This window comes from Leisingera sp. ANG1 (assembly GCF_000203975.2).
GTDB lineage: Bacteria > Pseudomonadota > Alphaproteobacteria > Rhodobacterales > Rhodobacteraceae > Leisingera.
Genome location: NZ_AFCF02000004.1, coordinates 1 through 16,800 on the forward strand (window position 1 = coordinate 1; position 16,800 = coordinate 16,800).

Consider the following 16,800-nt stretch of genomic DNA (forward strand, 5'->3'; position numbering starts at 1 on the left):
GTCAAAACAGTGTCAAAATTCGGGCAGCCCGCCGGGGCGGGCCAGCGCCGGATCAGTCCAGGAACGCCTTTTCCACCACGAAATGCGCAGGCTTGGAGTTGGCGCCTTCTTCCAGCCCATAGGTGTTCTCGAACAGGTCCTTGAGCTCCAGGTTGAAGGCCAGGTTGCCGCAGATCATCGCCCGGTCGCTTTCCGGGTTCAGCGGCGGCACGCCGAGATCGGCAAACGCCTCGCCGGAACGCATCAGGTCGGTGATGCGGCCCATCTTGGGGCTCTCTTCGCGGGTGGTGGTCGGGTAGTACTTGATCTTCTTCCAGAAGCCTTCGCCGATCACCTCGTTCAGCAGCTCGTCGTCCTTCAGGCTCTCGATCAGCTCAGCACCATAGGTCAGCTCGCCTGCTTCACGGCAGGTGTGGGTGATGATCACCTCGTCGAATTTCTCATAGGTTTCCGGCTCGCGCAGCAGCGAGGCGAAGGGGGCAAATCCGGTGCCGGTGGCAAAGAACCAGATCCGCTTGCCCGGAACCAGCGCGTCATGCACCAGGGTGCCGACCGGCTTGGGGCGCAGGATGATCTCGTCGCCTTCCTTGATGTGCTGCAGCTTGGAGGTCAGCGGGCCGTCCTGCACCTTGATCGAGTAGAATTCCATTTCCTCGTCCCAGGAGGGGGAGGCGATGGAATAGGCGCGCAGCAGGGGCTTCACCTTGCCAGTCTTGGGATCGGGATCGTTCATCAGGCCGATCATCACGAACTCGCCGGAGCGGAAGCGCAGGGAGGCAGGCCGGGTGCAGCGGAAGGAGAACAGCCGGTCGGTCCAGTGTTTCACCTGGGTCACGGTCTGGGCGTCGGGCAGGGCCGGCACGGCTTTGGCCGGTTTCGGGTCGGTTGCAGTGTCGGTCACGGGTGTCATCTCATTCATCGGGTCCACTGCCGGAGGAGTAGCCGGCACCTCTGATTAGTCTTTGATACATGTCAGGAAAACCCCCTGTTTTGCGAAACCGGCCCCGCGTCTGACGCAACGGAGCCGGTTTCAGGGAGTGTCCCGGGTTAAGGGGCTGGCTTAGCGGGCAGCGGTGCTGCCGCGCAGGCGGGCCTGATAGCTGTGGTCTTTCCAGTTGGCGCGGGCGAGCCACTGGTCCTCGGGCTGGCGGGCGGCCAGCTCGTCGGTCAGCTCAACCTCGTCAAAGCCGGAGCGGCGGGCCATGGCGTACTGGTCGGCGATCACATGGCCGAAGGCGCGCAGGCGGCCCTCAAAGCCCTTCAGCCGCAGCTGGCGGGCCAGGGTGAAGCCGCGGCCGTCGGCAAAGCTGGGGAATTGCACCCGCACCAGCTCCACGCCGTCCAGCGGCACCTCGGCCAGATTGGCGTCCGAGGCCAGCTCCAGCACGTTGCTGCCCTCAAAGCCGCCGGTCCAGTCATCGGCGGCAAAGCCGGTGTCGGTCACGATAACAGTCATCTCACTCACGCTCCTGTGCGTACCATTTGGCCGTCCACCACGTGGATGCCGCATTCTTCTTTGTTCTCGCCGCGCCACCGTCCGGCGCGCGGGTCTTCGCCTTCCTTGACCGGGCTGGTGCAGGGCGCGCAGCCGATCGAGGGATAGCCTTTGGCCACCAGCGGATGGCGGGGCAGGCGGTTCTCATCCATATAGGCGCGCACGTCCTCGGGCGCCCAATGGGCCAGCGGGTTGATCTTGAGCCGCCCGGTGCCTTCTTCGACCTCGAAGAACTCCAGCGCCGCACGGGTGCCGGACTGGAACCGCTTGCGGCCGGTGATCCAGCCGTCGTAGTCCGCCAGCGCCTTTTGCAGCGGCACGGTTTTGCGCAGCGTGCAGCAAGCGTCCTTGTCGCTGAACTTGAGGGCCCCGTAGGGGTCCTTCTCGGCGATGTCATCGGCGCGGATGATGCGCACATTGCGCAGGCCCAGCCGCTCGCTCACCTCCTGCTGATAGATCAGCGTTTCGGTGAACAGCAGTTCGGTGTCCACGAACACAACCGGCGTCATCGGGTCGATGATCGCGGCCATGTGAAGCAGCACCACGGATTCCGCGCCGAAAGAGGAGACCAGGGCGATATTCCCTGCATCCCGCAATGCGCCCTCCATCACCGAGGTGGCCGAATGGTGGCGGAAGCGCGCATTGAGCGCCTCCGCCTTGGCGGCCAGCTCCCGGTCCCGGATGAGGTCTTCCTCTCCGGCGGGCTTGTTTCCGGCTGTATGGAACATCAGATCAGGCGACCTTTTTCTGAGCCTCGGGGTAAAGCGCGGCCTTGAAGGGATCCATGCCAACCCGGCGGTAGGTTTCGATGAAGGTCTCCTCGGCGTTTTCGCGCACCGACAGGTAGGTCTCCACGATCCGTTCCACCGCAGGCACGATTTCGTCATAGGCGAAACCGGGACCGGTACGGGTGCCGATGGCGGCATTCTCCGACGCGTCGCCGCCCAGGGTGATCTGGTAGTTCTCCACCCCTGCGCGGTCCAGGCCCAGGATGCCGATGTGGCCCACATGGTGGTGGCCGCAGGCGTTGATGCAGCCCGAGATCTTGATCTGCAGGTGGCCGATGTCATGCTCCAGCTTCAGCTCGTCAAAGCGGGTGGCAATCTCCTGCGCGACTGGGATCGAGCGGGCGGTGGCCAGGTTGCAGTAGTCCATGCCCGGGCAGGCGATGATGTCCGAGATCAGGCCGAGGTTGGCGGTGGCCAGCCCGTGTTCTTTCAGCTTGGCGTGGATTGCCGGCAGGTCCGACTTGTGGACATGCGGCAGGATCACGTTCTGCTGGTGGCTGATGCGCAGCTCGCCATAGCCGTACTGCTCTGCCAGGTCCGCCATCACGCGGATCTGCTCAGCCGATGCGTCGCCCGGGGTTGCCCCATGCGCCTTGATCGAGATGGTGGCGATGGCGTGGCCCTCGGCGCGGTGCGCGTGCAGGTTGGTGTCGGCCCAGGCGCGGAACACCGGGTCGTTGGCATAGGCGGTGTCGAACGCATCGGTCGGGGCGGAGCGGAATTCCGGCGCCTGGAAATGCGCTTTGATCTCTTCCAGCAGCTGCTGGTCGGTGCCGTCGTACTGGCCGCGGATGGTCAGGAAGGCTTCCTCGGTCATCGCGCGGTAGGTGTCGATGCCGTTCTCGGAGACGGTGATCTTGATGCGCGCCTTGTACTTGTTGTCGCGGCGGCCCAGCACGTTGTAGACGGTCAGAACCGCCTCCAGATAGGGCAGCAGATCCGCCTGCGGCAGGAACTCGCGCAGCACCTGGCCGATCATCGGGGTGCGGCCCAGGCCGCCGCCAACGATAACCTTGAAGCCCAGCTTGCCGTCCTTCTCGACCACCTGCAGGCCCACGTCATGGGCGCGGATCACGGCGCGGTCGGTGTCGCTGCCGGTGATGGCGATCTTGAATTTGCGGCCCAGGAACTGGAATTCCGGGTGGTCGGTGGACCACTGGCGGATCAGCTCGGCATAGGGGCGGGGATCGGTCAGCTCATCCGCGGCGGCACCGGCGAAATGGTCGGCGGTGGTGTTGCGGATGGTGTTGCCCGAGGTTTGGATCGCGTGCAGGCCGACCTCACCCAGCGCGTCCAGCATGTCCGGCAGGTCGCGCAGTTTCGGCCAGTTGTACTGGATGTTCTGGCGGGTGGTGAAATGGCCATAGCCCTTGTCCCACTTCTCCGCCAGCAGCGCCAGGGCGCGCATCTGGTTCGGGTTCAGGGTGCCATAGGGGATCGCAACCCGCAGCATATAGGCGTGCAGCTGCAGATAGACGCCGTTCATCAGGCGCAGCGGGCGGAATTCTTCCTCGGTGAGGGAGCCGTCGATGCGGCGCTCGACCTGGGCGCGGAACTGTGCGTTGCGTTCGGCCAGGAAGGCTTCGTCGAATTCATTGTACTTATACATTGGCTTCAGCCTCCTGTTTGCCGTGGAAGTAGTTCGAGGGTCCGGTGCGGCGGAATTCCTCGCGGAAGTGGGTCGGTTCGGGGCCGTTCGGGCCTGCCTTGGCATCGGCCAGATAGGCGCCGACGATCTTGATGTTCTGCTTCTCCGCCTCGATCAGGCGCAGCTGGGCGTCTGCCTCGTCAGTGATCAGCTCAGCTTCGGACAGGTCGCGGGTCCAGGTGTCCTGGGCGGTGAAGTAGATCACGTCGCCCTCGAGCAGGTCGTTGGCGGTGATGACTTTGGGTGTAAAGGCGCGGGCCATTATGCAAGCTCCGTTTTGAGATCGTTCAGGGCTGCCGCCGCCTGGCGCGGGGCAAGTCCCAGGAATGTGAGGGCAGGGCCGTCGAAACCAGCCGCATCCAGGTCGGCGGGCAGGCGGTCCAGCGTTGTTTCCAGCACCCGCTGTTCGGGGCGCGAGGCGTTTTCGATGATGGTCACCGGCGTTGCGCGGTCGGCGCCATGCATGATCAGGCGGCCCTGCACGAAGCGGGCGGATTTCTTGCCCATGTACACGGCGGCAACCTCGCCCGGGCGCGCCAGTGCGGCCCAGTCGTGATCGGCAAAGCCGGTCATTGCATGGCCGGTCAGGAACCGGACCGAGGTATTGCGGCCGCGCTGCGTCAGGCTCTGGCCGATGGCGGCCACGGCAGCGGAGGCGGCGGTGATGCCGGGGATGATGCTGTAGGCGATGCCCGCTTCCTCGCAGGCGGTCAGCTCCTCATCCAGGCGGGCAAAGATCGCAGGATCGCCGCCCTTCAGCCGCAGAACCTTCTTGCCCTGCTTGGCCAGCTCCACCAGCCGGGCGTTGATGTCCGCCTGAGAAACCTGAGCGCCAAAGCCTTCCTTGCCTGCGTCTTCCAGCACCGCCTGCGGGCCGGCCAGTTCAAGGATCTCTGCGCTCACCAGACGGTCATGCAGGATCACGTCGGCGGCTTGCAGCGCGCGCAGGGCTTTCAGGGTCAGAAGCTCTGCATCGCCGGGGCCGGAGCCCGCAAAGCACACCTGGCCCGCAACCATACAGTCCATGCTGCCACGGACGTGAGTGGCGGCATTGGCAGCATGTGTCGATGGTGCGGACATTCCTGTACCCTCTGAGTGTGTTTGACTTGGGGTTAGATATAGGAAATATTCCCGGTATTGCGCTATATGGGCGGATAAATAAGAACAATGGTTTTGCCGCGGCGGGACATCGGGCCGATTGGTCCTCACAAAAGGAGAAAACAGGAATGACGGTGCGGATCGACGGCACGGACCGGAAAATTCTGGCTGAACTGCAGCGCGACGCCAGCCAGTCGCTGGATGAAATAGCCCGCCGGGTGGGGTCTTCCAAGACCCCGGTGTGGAATCGCATCCGCAAGCTGAAGGAGGCCGGGGTGATCGGCCAGCAGACAGTGCTGCTGGATGCGGATTCCCTGGGGTTTGAGGCCTGTTTCTTTGTCCTCATCCGCACCTCGGAGCATGAGGCGGAATGGCAGGCCAAGTTCCTGAAGGCGTTGCAGGAACGCCCCGAGGTGCAGGAGGCGCACCGGCTGGCAGGCGACATCGACTATATCCTGAAAGTGCGGGTGCAGAACGCCCGTGCCTATGATGTGTTCTATCAGGCGCTGATCTCAGAGGTGAAAGTGCACAATGTGACCGCGCTTTTGTCGATGGAAGAGATTAAGTCGACCACCATGCTGCCGCTGGGCAGCTAGAGGGTAGGGCGGCCGGCTGGCCGCAGCTGATCGTCACAGAGGCGGGCGCAGCAGCAGGTGGCGCCCATCTTGCAGCCGCCAGGGTGATGTGTCTTCGGCGGATGCTTGCGGCACTACGCCAATATCGGCCAGCAGGTGCGGAGAGATCTCGGACAGCCGCTCCATGTCGCGGCGCGGCACGTGGACCGTTTTCCGGGACGCGATTGTAAAAGGCTCAGCTTTTCTCAGCCCAATCAGGGCTGCAATCCAATCAAACACGTTGCGGGCCAAAGGCCCGGGCTGCCGGATGTCTGCTGTTTCACAATTTGAAGTCATGGCTGTTCCTCCATTCAGGCCTCTGAGAGATAGGGGCGGAGGGGGCTTGCGCGCAAACCAGTTAATCTCCACCATGGATCAGGAAAACTGACCCATGGTGATCTGATGCGCCTGCCGCCCCTCAATTCCTTGCGCGCCTTCGAGGCCGCTGCCCGCCACGAAGGCTTCATTGCTGCGGCGGAGGAGCTGTTCGTGACCCGCGGTGCCATCAGCCGGCAGGTGAAGATCCTGGAGGACCACATCGGCGTGCAGTTGTTTCACCGCAATGCCCGCGGGGTGGCACTGACGGAGGCAGGGCGGCGGCTTTATCCGGTGCTGACAGAGGCCTTTGCGATGATGCTGCACGAGGTGGAGCGGATTGCGGCGGATGCCTCCGAGTTGCGGGTGATCTGCCCGCCGACGCTGTCGCTGCGCTGGCTGCTGCCGCAGCTGGAGCAGTTCCGCATCGCGCATCCGGAGATCACCCTGCGGCTGGCCACCGACTTCTATGGCAGCAAGGGGTTTGAACGGTCGGAATACGATCTTGGCATTTCGTTGGAAAACATCCCGGGACGGCCTGCGGATATCGAGGTTATGCCGCTGTTCGGCATGATCCTCTCACCCGCTTGCGCCCCGTCTTTGCTGCCGGAATTGGCGGAGGGGCCGGCGGCGCTGGCGGGTCTCAGGCTGCTGCACGAAACCCCGCGCCGCCAGGACTGGCACACTTGGCTGCAGCATTTCGGGGTGGAGGCGGTGGACCCGGACAGCGGTGAAGTTTTCCCGAACCTCGACATGGCCACCCGCGCGGCGGTGATCGGGACCGGCGTGGTGATGGCGGACCTGGTGCTGTGCCGCGATGAATTGGAAAGGGGGGATCTGGTGCTGCCCTTCCCGGACATGGCCTGCACCACCCCGCAAGGGTCTTATGCGCTGATCGGCGAACGGCAGAAATGGCATGACCCCAAGGTGGCCGCGTTCCGGGAGTGGCTGCTGAACAGTCCCGGTATGGCGGCCCTGCCGGCCTTGCCGCAGTGACATCCGGGCCGGGCGCGGAAGGAGGGCGGGAGGGGGCGCTGCCCCCTCGGCGCCGGGGTGCCTCACCCCCGGAGTATTTTGCCAAAGGTGAAAGAGGGGCGCCGCGCGGCGTCAGCGGCGCCTGGCCCAACAGTGCAAGGGGATCTGTGATCCCTGCGGCGCGGGCGGGAGCGCCCCGGTCCTCAGCTGCGGGTGACCATCAGCCGCGTGAGGCCGTGGAAGTGATAGGTGTTCGAGTACTCCGGCTCTGCCGCCAGTTTCAGGTCCGGGCAGTGTTCGAACAAGATGGGCAGGGCAATCTGCATCTCCAGCCGGGCCAGCGGCGCGCCGACGCAGAAATGCAGGCCCCCGCCGAAGCTCTTGTTCACTTTCGGCGGGCGGGATGGGTCGAAGCGGTGTGGATCGTCCAGCGCCGATGCGTCGCGGTTGGCGGCGCCCAGCAGCAGGGCCACTTGGTCGCCGCGCTGGAAGGTGTGGCCGAAAACCTCTGCCTCCTCATAGGCGTAGCGGGTGAACATGTGCAAAGGCGGGTCGAAGCGCAGGATTTCCTCCACCAGCCCCTCGATCCCCTCCGGCGCCAGCCACTCCGGCTGCCAGCCCTGCTGCAGCATCGTCTTCACACCATTGCCCAGCGAATGCACGGTGGCCTCATGGCCCGCATTCAGCAGCAGGATGCAAGTGCCGATCAGCTCGTCTGTTGACAGCTTGTCGCCTTCCTCCTCCGCCGCGATCAGCCGGGTGATCAGGTCGTCGCGGGGAGCATTGCGGCGCTCCGCGATGTAGCCTCGCAGGAAGTCCGTGAACTCTTGCGAGGCCTTGGCCGCGGCGTGTTCGGTCTCTTCGGTGCGCGACGCCTGATACATCGCCACCATCTTGTGCGACCAGTCCAGAAGCTGCGGCGCCATTTCCTCCGGCACGCCCAGCAGGCGGCAGATGGTGATCACCGGCACCTGGGTGCAATAGGCGTCCAGCAGGTCGAAGGGCTGGTCCGGGAAGCTGCCTGCCAGCTGGTGGCACAGTTCCCTGATGCCCGGCTCCAGCGCCGCGATCCCGCGCGAGGTGAATGCGTGCAGCACCAGGCGGCGCAGGCGGGTGTGGCGGGGCGGTTCGGCATCCAGCATCGAATGCGCTTCCACCGCCAGGAAGGGGGCCAGATGGGCCGGGCCGGGCTTGCGCAGCTCTTCCGGAACCTCGCGGCCGAAGCGGCGGTCGCGCAGCAGCATATGCACCGCGGAATGGCCGAAGGCAGCAACCATGCCGTAGTCCTGCCAGTGGTGCAGCTGCCCATGTTTCCGGGCTTCGGCATAGAAAGAATAGGGGTCCTGCACGAAGGCGGGATCGGTGGGGGATTGGATTAAAGTCTTCATATACCGGTTGTTGCTGTTGCGTCTGGTCAATGCAAGGGGCGCTTTGATAACGTGCCGCAATGAAAACACAGCACTATCTTCGCTGGAGCCTGCCCGTCGGGTTCCTTGTGGCCGTGGCGGCACTGGCGCTTGCGGTCTGGTCTTATGGATACCGCCAGGCTCTGAACGGCCTGGCAGAGCGCAGCGCGGCGGATCTGGCGCTGGCGTCTGACCGCGTCAGCACCCAGCTTCAGGTCTATCAGGAACTGGCGGTGCTGACGGCGGAGCATCCGGCGCTGGCAGACCTCTCGACGCCGGCAGCGCAAGACGAGGCGGCGGAGCTGCTGCGCGCGGTCGCCGACAAGACCGCGGCGCTGGATGTGTTCTTTGCTGCCGCGGACGGGCGGGTGCTGGCGGCTGCCGAGGGGGTGACAGGTGCCAGCGTGGCAGGGGAGGATTATTTCATCCGGGCCACGCAGGGCGCGCTGGGCACCGGCCATGGCGTGCTGCCTGGGGAGGGAAAGCGCGCCTATTTCTATGCAGCCCCAGCCTTTTCCGGTGAGGGCCGGGTGCGGGGCGCGCTGGTTGTGGTCGCAGATGTGGGGGACGTGGAGCAGACCTGGCGCGGCTCCTTGCCCGCGGTGTTCTTTACCGATGAGCGCGGAGAGGTGTTCATTGCCAACCGCACGGAGCTGCTGTTCTGGCAGCGCGGCGCTGACGGACAGAACCCGAGCGTGACGGGACGCGACTATTTTGCCGGGCATGAGATTTGGAGCCTGGAGGGCAGCCCTTACCTGCCTGCCCAGGCGCTGCATCTGACAGTTGGCCTGCCGGTCATCGGCATGACCGGGGAGATCCTGGTGGACGTGGCGCCGGCCCGGCAGATTGCGCTGCTGCAGGCGGCGGCGCTGGCGGCAGTGTGCCTGGCGCTGGGTGCGATGCTGTTCATCGTGATGGAGCGCCGCCGCACCCTGGCGGAGGCCAACGCGGTGCTGGAGAGCCGGGTCGAGCAGCGCACCCGTGATCTGTCGGCGGCCAACACCCAGCTGCGCCGCGAGGTGCGCGAGCGCGAGGAGGCCGAGGCGGCCCTGAAGCGCGCGCAGGAGGAGCTGGTGCAGGCAGGCAAGCTGTCGGCACTGGGCCAGATGTCAGCAGGGATCAGCCACGAGCTGAACCAGCCCCTGATGGCGATCCAGCAATATGCCGAGAACGGTGCCGCCTTCCTGGAGCGCGGCAAGGCGGAACGCACCGGCGAGAACCTGGGGCGGATTGCCGATATGGCGGCGCGGATGGCGCGGATCATCAAGAACCTGCGTGCCTTTGCCCGCAATGAAAGCGAGCCGATGGGGCAGGTCGATCTGGTGCAGGTGATCGACGCCGCAGTGGAGCTGACGATGCCGCGGCTGAAGGCCGACCGCATCGACCTGCGGTGGACCCCGGCTGCCTGCGGCGGGCCGGTCCATGCCTGGGGCGGCGAGGTGCGGCTGACGCAGGTGTTTGTGAATCTGATCAACAACGCCGCCGATGCGATGCAGGGACAGGTGGAGAAGGTGATCTCGATCAGCGTTGACACTGGCCCGCGGCTGCTGGTGCGGGTGCAGGACAGCGGCCCCGGCATCAAGGAGCCGGAAAAGATGTTTGATCCCTTCTATTCCACCAAGGCAGTGGGCAGTTCCGAGGGGATGGGGCTGGGGCTGTCGATCTCCTATGGGCTGGTGCAGAGCTTTGGCGGCAATATCCGTGGTGCCAATACCGGCGGCGGCGCGGTGTTCACGGTGGAGCTGGAGCCGTGGCGCGAAGGTGCTGAAAAGGGAGACGCGGCATGACCCGCAAGGTGCTGCTGGTAGATGATGACGCGGCGGTGCGGGAGGCGCTGGCGCAGACGCTGGAGCTGAACGACCTGGATGTGGTCGCCTGCGGATCGTTTGTGGCGGCGAAGGATCACATCACCTCTGCGTTTGACGGCATCATCGTCTCGGACATCCGGATGCCGGGGCGGGACGGGTTTCACCTGCTGGACTATGCCCGCGGTGCCGACGAGGAACTGCCGGTGGTGCTGCTGACCGGCGAGGGTGACATTCCGATGGCGGTGAAGGCGATGTCGCAGGGGGCGTTTGATTTCCTTGAGAAACCCTGTGCGCCCGCCGACTTCCTGCCGGTCCTGGAGCGCGCGCTGAAGACCCGGGCGCTGGTGCTGGAGAACCGGCGGCTGAAGCACCAGCTGGAGACCGGCGACCCGGCGGCGCGGCTGCTGTTCGGGACCTCGCCGCAGGCCAAGGAAATGCGCCAGCGGGTGCGGGCGGTGGCGCCGACGGGCGCGGAGGTGCTGGTGACCGGCGCGCCGGGCAGCGGCATTTCCAAGGTGGCGGAGGTTATCCACCTGATGTCGCCCGCCGCGCAGGGGCCCTTTGTGAAACGCCCGGCCGCAGGGCTGGCGGCGGACACTGTGGCGGAGCTGTGCCAGGAGGCGGCGGGCGGCTCATTGTTCCTGGACGAGGTGCAGGCGCTGCCGGAGGCGGCGCAGTATGCGCTGCTGGCGCAGCTGGAACAGGGCGGCGGGGTGCGGATCATCGCGGGCTCCAGCGCTGATCTGGCGGGCAAGGCGGAAGCGGGCGGGTTCAGCGCCGATTTGTTCTACCGGCTGGATGTGATGCGGGTGCGGATCCCCTCGCTGGCGGAACGGCCCGGCGACATCCCGGTGCTGTTCCGCCATTACGTGGCACAGGCGGCGGAGCAGGCGGGGATCGAGGCGCCGGAGGTGTCGCAGGACCATCTGGCCGCATTGATGGCGCAGGACTGGCCGGGCAATGCGCGCTCATTGATGTCGGCGGCGATGCGGTTTGTGCTGGGAATGCCGGAGGAGGCGGCTGCTGCCGCCGGGCTGGGGCTGGCAGAGCAGATGGCGCAGGTGGAGCGCTCACTGCTGATTGCGGCGCTGGGCCGCGCCAACGGGCGCGCGGCTGCGGCCGCGGAAGCCCTGAAGCTGCCGCGCAAGACGTTTTACGATAAGCTGGCCCGCTATGGCATCCGGCCTGAGGATTACCGCCGCTGAGGGCGCTGGGGCCGGGAGCCTTGCGGTTCGTACTGACCGGCGCTGAGGCCGGGGTAATCAAGGAGGCGGCGCCGCCGGAAAGCCCCGGGTGGGGCCGTGGGCGGAGGGAGGACGGGGGTCGCAAGCCCCCATGTCCGCTGAAGCCTTCGGTGCGGGACGCCCCTGAAACCTATTAAGAAGTGGTCCGGGGGCCCTGTGATCTCCTGGTGGTGCGGGGTGTCAGTCCGTACCGTTGTCGCGACGGGAATGAGTATCGCAGGCCCGGGTTAAAGAGCGGCAAGCGGTGCGTACGGTGGGTGCGCAACACCCTTCTTAGACCGGGTCGCTTGCGGCCCGGTCTGCGCCTGCCTGCCCGTCAAACCACAGGTTTGCCTCCGGCAAAACGGTCAGGCGCATTCGCGCCCGCCCAGGCAGGCGCAGACCTATCAGTTGCAAACATGCTCGTGATTCCTGCAGTTTTGTCTGGCGCTAACATTTGTGCGGTTTTTCGCACAAAGCCCTGAAAGCCCTGTGCGGGATTTCGCACAGCTTGTTGCGGGCGTTGTTGATACGCTTTTGATGTCTCCCGTAAGTGTATGCAAAGACGCAGATAATTCTGTGGAATGGTGATTCTCGAATCAATTGTTGAGCGGTTTTCCGCAACTTGGGATGCTTTTGCCAGGCCTCAGCCCTGCGCTGAGTGCACCATCGGATTTACAGACGATTTTTCTGGGAGGAAAAACCATGAAATTCCTGACAACTGCCGCCACCGCATTGGCTCTGGCTGTTTCCGGAGGCGCCGCAAGCGCCGCCTGTGATGACGGCGAAATCGTGGTGAAGTTCAGCCACGTCACCAACACCGACAAGCACCCCAAGGGGATTGCTGCGGCGCTGCTGGAAAAGCGCGTGAACGAAGAGATGAACGGCACCATGTGCATGGAGGTCTATCCGAACTCCACGCTGTATAACGACAACAAGGTGCTGGAAGCGATGCTGCAGGGCGATGTGCAGCTGGCCGCGCCGAGCCTCTCGAAGTTCGAGAAGTTCACCAAGCAGTTCCGCCTGTTCGACCTGCCGTTCATGTTCAAAAACATCGAAGCCGTGGATGCCTTTCAGGCGTCCGAGACAGGGCAGGAGATGCTGAATTCGATGCAGCGCCGCGGCCTGCAGGGGCTGGGCTACTGGCACAATGGCATGAAGCAGATGTCCGCCAACAAGCCGCTGGTCGAGCCCACGGATGCCAACGGGCTGAAGTTCCGCGTGCAGTCCTCTGACGTGCTGGTGGCGCAGATGGAAGCGATCGGCGGCTCGCCCCAGAAAATGGCGTTCTCCGAAGTTTACGGCGCGCTGCAGCAGGGGGTTGTGGACGGGCAGGAAAACACCTGGTCCAACATCTACGGCAAGAAGTTCTTTGAGGTGCAGGACGGCATCACCGAGACCAACCATGGCGCGCTGGATTACCTGGTGGTGACCTCCGTGGACTGGCTGGACAGCCTGGATCCGGCAGTGCGCGACCAGTTCCTGACCATCCTGAACGAGGTGACCGCGGTGCGGAACGCCGAGTCGACCAAGGTGAACGGCGAAGCACGCCAGGCGATCATCGACGCCGGCGGCGTGGTGCGCGAGCTGAGCCCTGAGCAGCGCGCGGCCTGGGTCGAGGCGATGAAGCCTGTGTGGGAGAAATTCGCAGGCGACGTCGGCCAGGAGAAGATCGACGCGGCGCAAGCCATCAACGCAGGCCTCTAAAGGCCATATCCGGGGTGCCCTGCGCGGGCGCCCCGTGACCGCAGGCGGCGCGGGGATCCGCTGCCTGCACCCCTACTTTCCGCAAAACTTGGGAGGCAGCCATGGCGGGGTCCAGAACCGGCCCGAGCGGGCTTATCAATTCACTCGAAGAAACCCTGATCGCGCTCCTCCTGGGGCTGATGACGGCGATCACCTTCGCCAATGTGATCGCGCGCTTCGTGTTCAATTCTAACATTTTATGGGCACTGGAACTGACGGTGTTCCTGTTTGCCTGGCTGGTGCTGCTGGGCGCGTCTTACGCGGTCAAGACCCACGCGCATCTGGGGGTTGATGCCATCGTCAACATGCTGTCACCCGGCGCCCGGCGCGCTGTCGGGCTGTTTGCTGCCGGATGCTGCATCGTGTTTTCGCTGCTCCTGCTGAAGGGCGCTTACGACTACTGGGCGGTGTTTGCCGACCTGCCGCCCACCTCGGGCCGCTGGTTCCCGACCGGGCTGGACATGAAGGCGCGCAGCCAGAGCTTCTATGAGGTGCAGGACGTGCCGATGGTGGCGGTGTTCAAGTTCTTGGAGGACCTGATCAACTACGGCGATTCTTACGAGAAACTGCCGAAGGTGGTGCCTTACGTGGTGCTGCCGGTGTCGATGCTGCTTCTGGTGTTCCGCTTCATCCAGGCGGCGTTCCAGATTGCCCGCGGCGAGGCTGACCGGCTGGTCGCCAGCCATGAGGTCGAAGATGAAATTGCAGAAGTGCAGGCGCAGCGCGGGGAGCATGACTGATGGAAGTGGTAATCCTCTTTGCGATGGTGATCGGCCTGCTGCTGATCGGGGTGCCGATTGCGGTGTCCCTGGGCCTCAGCTCGACTATCTTCTTGCTGATCTACTCCGACAGTTCGCTGGCCTCGGTCGCAGGTACGCTGTTTGAAGCTTTTGAAGGGCATTTTACGCTGCTGGCGATCCCGTTCTTCATTCTGGCGTCGTCTTTCATGACGACGGGCGGCGTGGCACGGCGGATCATCCGCTTCTCCATCGCCTGCGTCGGCCACCTGCCCGGCGGTCTGGCAATTGCGGGCGTGTTTGCCTGTATGCTGTTTGCTGCGCTGTCCGGCTCGTCTCCGGCGACCGTGGTGGCCATCGGCTCCATCGTGATCGCTGGCATGCGGCAGGTGGGCTACACCAAGGAGTTTGCGGCCGGTGTGATCTGTAACGCAGGCACCCTGGGCATCCTGATCCCGCCGTCGATCGTGATGGTGGTCTATGCGGCGGCCGTGGAAGTCTCCGTGGGGCGGATGTTCCTGGCCGGTGTCATTCCGGGCCTGCTGGCCGGTCTGTTCCTGATGGTCACCATCTATGTGATGGCCAAGGTCAAGAACCTGCCGAAGGGCGAGTGGAAGGGCTGGGGCGAGATCATCACCTCGGGCCGTGAGGCCGGCTGGGGCCTGTTCCTGATCGTGATCATCCTGGGCGGCATCTATGGCGGCATCTTCACGCCGACTGAGGCGGCAGCGGTGGCGGCGGTCTATGCCTTCCTGATCGCCTCGTTCGTCTACAAGGACATGGGGCCGCTGTCGAACGGCGAGGGCGAGGCCAAGACGCCGCTCATGAAGAAGCCCTATGCGCTGGTGTCGGCGTTCTTCCACAGCGACACCAAGCACACGCTGTTCGAAGCGGGCAAGCTGACCGTGACGCTGCTGTTCGTGATCGCCAATGCGCTGATCCTGAAGCATGTGCTGACCGATGAGCAGGTGCCGCAGCATATCGCCAATGCGATGCTGTCCGCGGGCTTTGGCCCGGTGATGTTCCTGATCGTCGTGAACGTGATACTGCTGATCGGCGGCCAGTTCATGGAGCCTTCGGGTCTGCTGGTGATCGTGGCGCCGCTGGTGTTCCCGATTGCCATTGAGCTGGGCATTGACCCGATCCACCTGGGCATCATCATGGTGGTGAACATGGAGATCGGCATGATCACCCCGCCGGTCGGCCTGAACCTGTTCGTGACCTCGGGCGTGGCGGGCATGCCGATGATGGGGGTGGTGCGGGCCGCGCTTCCGTTCCTGGCGGTGCTGTTCGTGTTCCTGATCCTGATCACCTATGTGCCGTGGCTGTCGACGGTGCTGCCAAACGCGGTGATGGGGCCGGAGATCATAACGAACTAGGCAAGTTCGCAATAAGAAAACGCCCCGGAGTTCCGGGGCGTTTTTCGGTTCCGGGCAGGGGCGCTGCCCCTCTTGTCCCTTCGGGCCAATTCACCCTGGAGTATTTTGGACCAGAAAGAAGCGCGCAGGAGTTGCTGCTTCTTTCTGGTCTTAAATACCCAATAGCCTCAGCTGGCCTCAAGCGCGGTGATGATCGGGGAGAAATCCGCGGCCTTGAGGCTGGCGCCGCCAACCAGCGCGCCGTCGACGTTGGAGACGGCGAAGATTTCCGCAGCGTTAGACGGCTTCACCGAGCCGCCGTAGAGCAGGCGGATGCTGTCTGCCGTCTCAGCCCCGAAACGGGCGGTGAGTTCGGCGCGCAGGAAATCATGCACTTCGGCGATTTGTTCCAGAGTCGGCACCTTGCCGGTGCCGATGGCCCAGACCGGCTCATAGGCGATCACGGTGTTTTCGCCTGCGGCATTGGCCGGGACGGAGCCTGCCAGCTGGGTGCCGGCCACTTTCAAAGTGTCGCCGGCTTCGCGTTCTGCCAGGGTTTCGCCGATGCAGATGATGGCGATGAGGCCTTCTGCGATGGCGGCCTCGGCCTTGGCGCAGACCTGGGCGTCGCTCTCGCCGTGGTCGGCGCGGCGTTCGGAGTGGCCGAGGATCACGGCAGAGGCGCCTGCGTCCTTCAGCATCGCAGCCGACAGATCGCCGGTGTGGGCGCCGGAGGCGTTTGCGTGGCAGTCCTGGCCGCCGATGGCGACGGCGCTGCTGTTGGCGGTGTCCGCGGCGCGCGACAGGAGGGTGGCAGGCGGGCAGATCAGGATATCGGCTGCGGGGGAGGCATGGCTTTCCGCCAGGGCCGCCAGTTCAGCGAGGTTTTCGCCGGTGCCGTTCATCTTCCAGTTGCCTGCTGCCAGTTTCCGCCGCATGGGGGTGCCTCCGAATGTCCTGTTTGGGCGTGACTGGTAGCACCGGCGGCGGAGCGGTGCAATTCGCTTGAGAGCCTGGCTGAAAAGCAAAGGGCGGGGAAAGCCCCGCCCGGTCATTTCTGCCAATGTGTGCCGGATCAGGTGCCGGGAACTTCTTTGAAGGAGATCGACTCGCCGCAGCCGCAGGCCTCGGACACATTGGGGTTGTTGAACTTGAAGCCGCTTTCCAGGAGCGTCACCTCATAGTCGATTTCGGTGCCGAACAGGAACATCTGCGCCATCGGCGCGATCAGGATGCGGGCGCCGTCCTGCTCGACCACCTCGTCGTTGGCGTCGGGCGCGTCGACATATTCCATGGTGTATTCCATGCCCGCGCAGCCGCCCTTCTTGACGCCGATGCGCAGGCCGGCATGGCCGTCCTTTGCCATCAGCTTGGCGATCTGGGCCGCAGCCTTGGGCGTCATGGTCACCGCCTGTTTGCCGGGAATGCCGAACATGTATGTCTCCTTGCGCTTCCCCTGTTATCTAGGATGGGTTCCGGGGCGGCTCAACCCCGGATGCTGCGGGGAAGTGATAACATACACCCGAAATGCGGAAATAAAAGTGGCCGCCTCCTGGGCAGGGAGGCGGCCGGTGATGGGGGTGTCCGTC

General features: G+C 64.5%; 17 protein-coding genes. 7 read left to right on the plus strand and 10 right to left on the minus strand.

Translation table 11 applies throughout. The features are described 5' to 3' along the window. Window positions 1–52 precede the first annotated feature (52 nt). The 6 genes from GC1_RS08355 to cobA all read right to left on the minus strand — a co-directional run bounded on the left by GC1_RS08355 (window position 53) and on the right by cobA (window position 4,948). Entirely contained in the window at window positions 53–919 is an 867-nt protein-coding gene (locus tag GC1_RS08355; RefSeq protein WP_029204787.1) for a ferredoxin--NADP reductase, read from the minus strand. 141 nt (window positions 920–1,060) lie between these two features. Then, window positions 1,061–1,456, minus strand: a complete 396-nt coding sequence (locus tag GC1_RS08360) for a DUF934 domain-containing protein (RefSeq protein WP_019295914.1) — start codon at window positions 1,454–1,456, stop codon at window positions 1,061–1,063. Between the two features lie 5 nt (window positions 1,457–1,461). Further along, a complete protein-coding gene (locus tag GC1_RS08365; protein WP_019295913.1) occupies window positions 1,462–2,223 on the minus strand; it encodes a phosphoadenylyl-sulfate reductase in 762 nt (253 codons plus the stop codon). Window positions 2,224–2,227: 4 nt separating this feature from the next. Then, entirely contained in the window at window positions 2,228–3,892 is a 1,665-nt protein-coding gene (locus GC1_RS08370) for a nitrite/sulfite reductase (RefSeq protein WP_019295912.1), read from the minus strand. After that, complete coding sequence (locus GC1_RS08375) at window positions 3,885–4,193, minus strand: DUF2849 domain-containing protein (protein ID WP_019295911.1); 309 nt, start codon at window positions 4,191–4,193, stop codon at window positions 3,885–3,887. The genes GC1_RS08370 and GC1_RS08375 overlap by 8 nt, the downstream gene beginning before the upstream one ends. Next, the gene (cobA, locus tag GC1_RS08380; RefSeq protein ID WP_019295910.1) at window positions 4,193–4,948 is read right to left on the minus strand and encodes a uroporphyrinogen-III C-methyltransferase; all 756 of its coding nucleotides are present in this window, start codon (window positions 4,946–4,948) and stop codon (window positions 4,193–4,195) included. Before cobA ends, GC1_RS08375 begins: the two co-directional genes overlap by 1 nt. Before the next feature lie 209 nt (window positions 4,949–5,157). Here cobA and GC1_RS08385 point away from each other — a divergent pair, with 209 nt between their 5' ends. Continuing rightward, window positions 5,158–5,625, plus strand: a complete 468-nt coding sequence (locus GC1_RS08385) for an Lrp/AsnC family transcriptional regulator (protein ID WP_019295909.1) — start codon at window positions 5,158–5,160, stop codon at window positions 5,623–5,625. 33 nt (window positions 5,626–5,658) lie between these two features. Here GC1_RS08385 and GC1_RS22440 read toward each other — a convergent pair whose 3' ends face one another. Continuing rightward, on the minus strand, window positions 5,659–5,805 hold the full coding sequence (locus GC1_RS22440; protein ID WP_156131907.1) for a hypothetical protein: 147 nt from the start codon (window positions 5,803–5,805) through the stop codon (window positions 5,659–5,661). A gap of 240 nt (window positions 5,806–6,045) precedes the next feature. Between GC1_RS22440 and GC1_RS08395 the strand changes: the two genes are divergently transcribed. After that, the gene (locus tag GC1_RS08395; RefSeq protein ID WP_019295907.1) at window positions 6,046–6,954 is read left to right on the plus strand and encodes a LysR substrate-binding domain-containing protein; all 909 of its coding nucleotides are present in this window, start codon (window positions 6,046–6,048) and stop codon (window positions 6,952–6,954) included. A gap of 182 nt (window positions 6,955–7,136) precedes the next feature. Here the strand turns inward: GC1_RS08395 and GC1_RS08400 are convergent, their stop codons facing one another. After that, window positions 7,137–8,321 carry a cytochrome P450 gene (locus GC1_RS08400; protein WP_019295906.1) on the minus strand — a complete coding sequence of 395 codons (1,185 nt, stop codon included), beginning with the start codon at window positions 8,319–8,321 and terminating at the stop codon, window positions 7,137–7,139. 59 nt (window positions 8,322–8,380) lie between these two features. Here GC1_RS08400 and GC1_RS08405 point away from each other — a divergent pair, with 59 nt between their 5' ends. The 5 genes from GC1_RS08405 to GC1_RS08425 all read left to right on the plus strand — a co-directional run bounded on the left by GC1_RS08405 (window position 8,381) and on the right by GC1_RS08425 (window position 15,232). After that, window positions 8,381–10,126 (plus strand): sensor histidine kinase, encoded by a 1,746-nt coding sequence (locus GC1_RS08405; RefSeq protein ID WP_019295905.1) that lies wholly within the window; start codon window positions 8,381–8,383, stop codon window positions 10,124–10,126. Beyond that, window positions 10,123–11,352, plus strand: a complete 1,230-nt coding sequence (locus GC1_RS08410; protein WP_019295904.1) for a sigma-54-dependent transcriptional regulator — start codon at window positions 10,123–10,125, stop codon at window positions 11,350–11,352. The genes GC1_RS08405 and GC1_RS08410 overlap by 4 nt, the downstream gene beginning before the upstream one ends. Window positions 11,353–12,075: 723 nt before the next feature. Then, window positions 12,076–13,077 (plus strand): DctP family TRAP transporter solute-binding subunit, encoded by a 1,002-nt coding sequence (locus GC1_RS08415; RefSeq protein WP_019295903.1) that lies wholly within the window; start codon window positions 12,076–12,078, stop codon window positions 13,075–13,077. Between the two features lie 101 nt (window positions 13,078–13,178). Then, window positions 13,179–13,856: a TRAP transporter small permease gene (locus tag GC1_RS08420; RefSeq protein WP_019295902.1), complete on the plus strand. Its 678-nt coding sequence runs from the start codon at window positions 13,179–13,181 to the stop codon at window positions 13,854–13,856. Next, window positions 13,856–15,232, plus strand: coding sequence for a TRAP transporter large permease (locus tag GC1_RS08425; RefSeq protein ID WP_019295901.1), 1,377 nt, complete (start codon window positions 13,856–13,858; stop codon window positions 15,230–15,232). Before GC1_RS08420 ends, GC1_RS08425 begins: the two co-directional genes overlap by 1 nt. A 167-nt stretch (window positions 15,233–15,399) precedes the next feature. On the opposite strand, the gene tpiA is transcribed toward GC1_RS08425, so the two are convergent. After that, window positions 15,400–16,149 (minus strand): triose-phosphate isomerase, encoded by a 750-nt coding sequence (tpiA, locus tag GC1_RS08430; RefSeq protein ID WP_019295900.1) that lies wholly within the window; start codon window positions 16,147–16,149, stop codon window positions 15,400–15,402. A gap of 137 nt (window positions 16,150–16,286) precedes the next feature. Beyond that, window positions 16,287–16,646, minus strand: coding sequence for a HesB/IscA family protein (locus GC1_RS08435; protein WP_019295899.1), 360 nt, complete (start codon window positions 16,644–16,646; stop codon window positions 16,287–16,289). Window positions 16,647–16,800 lie beyond the last annotated feature (154 nt).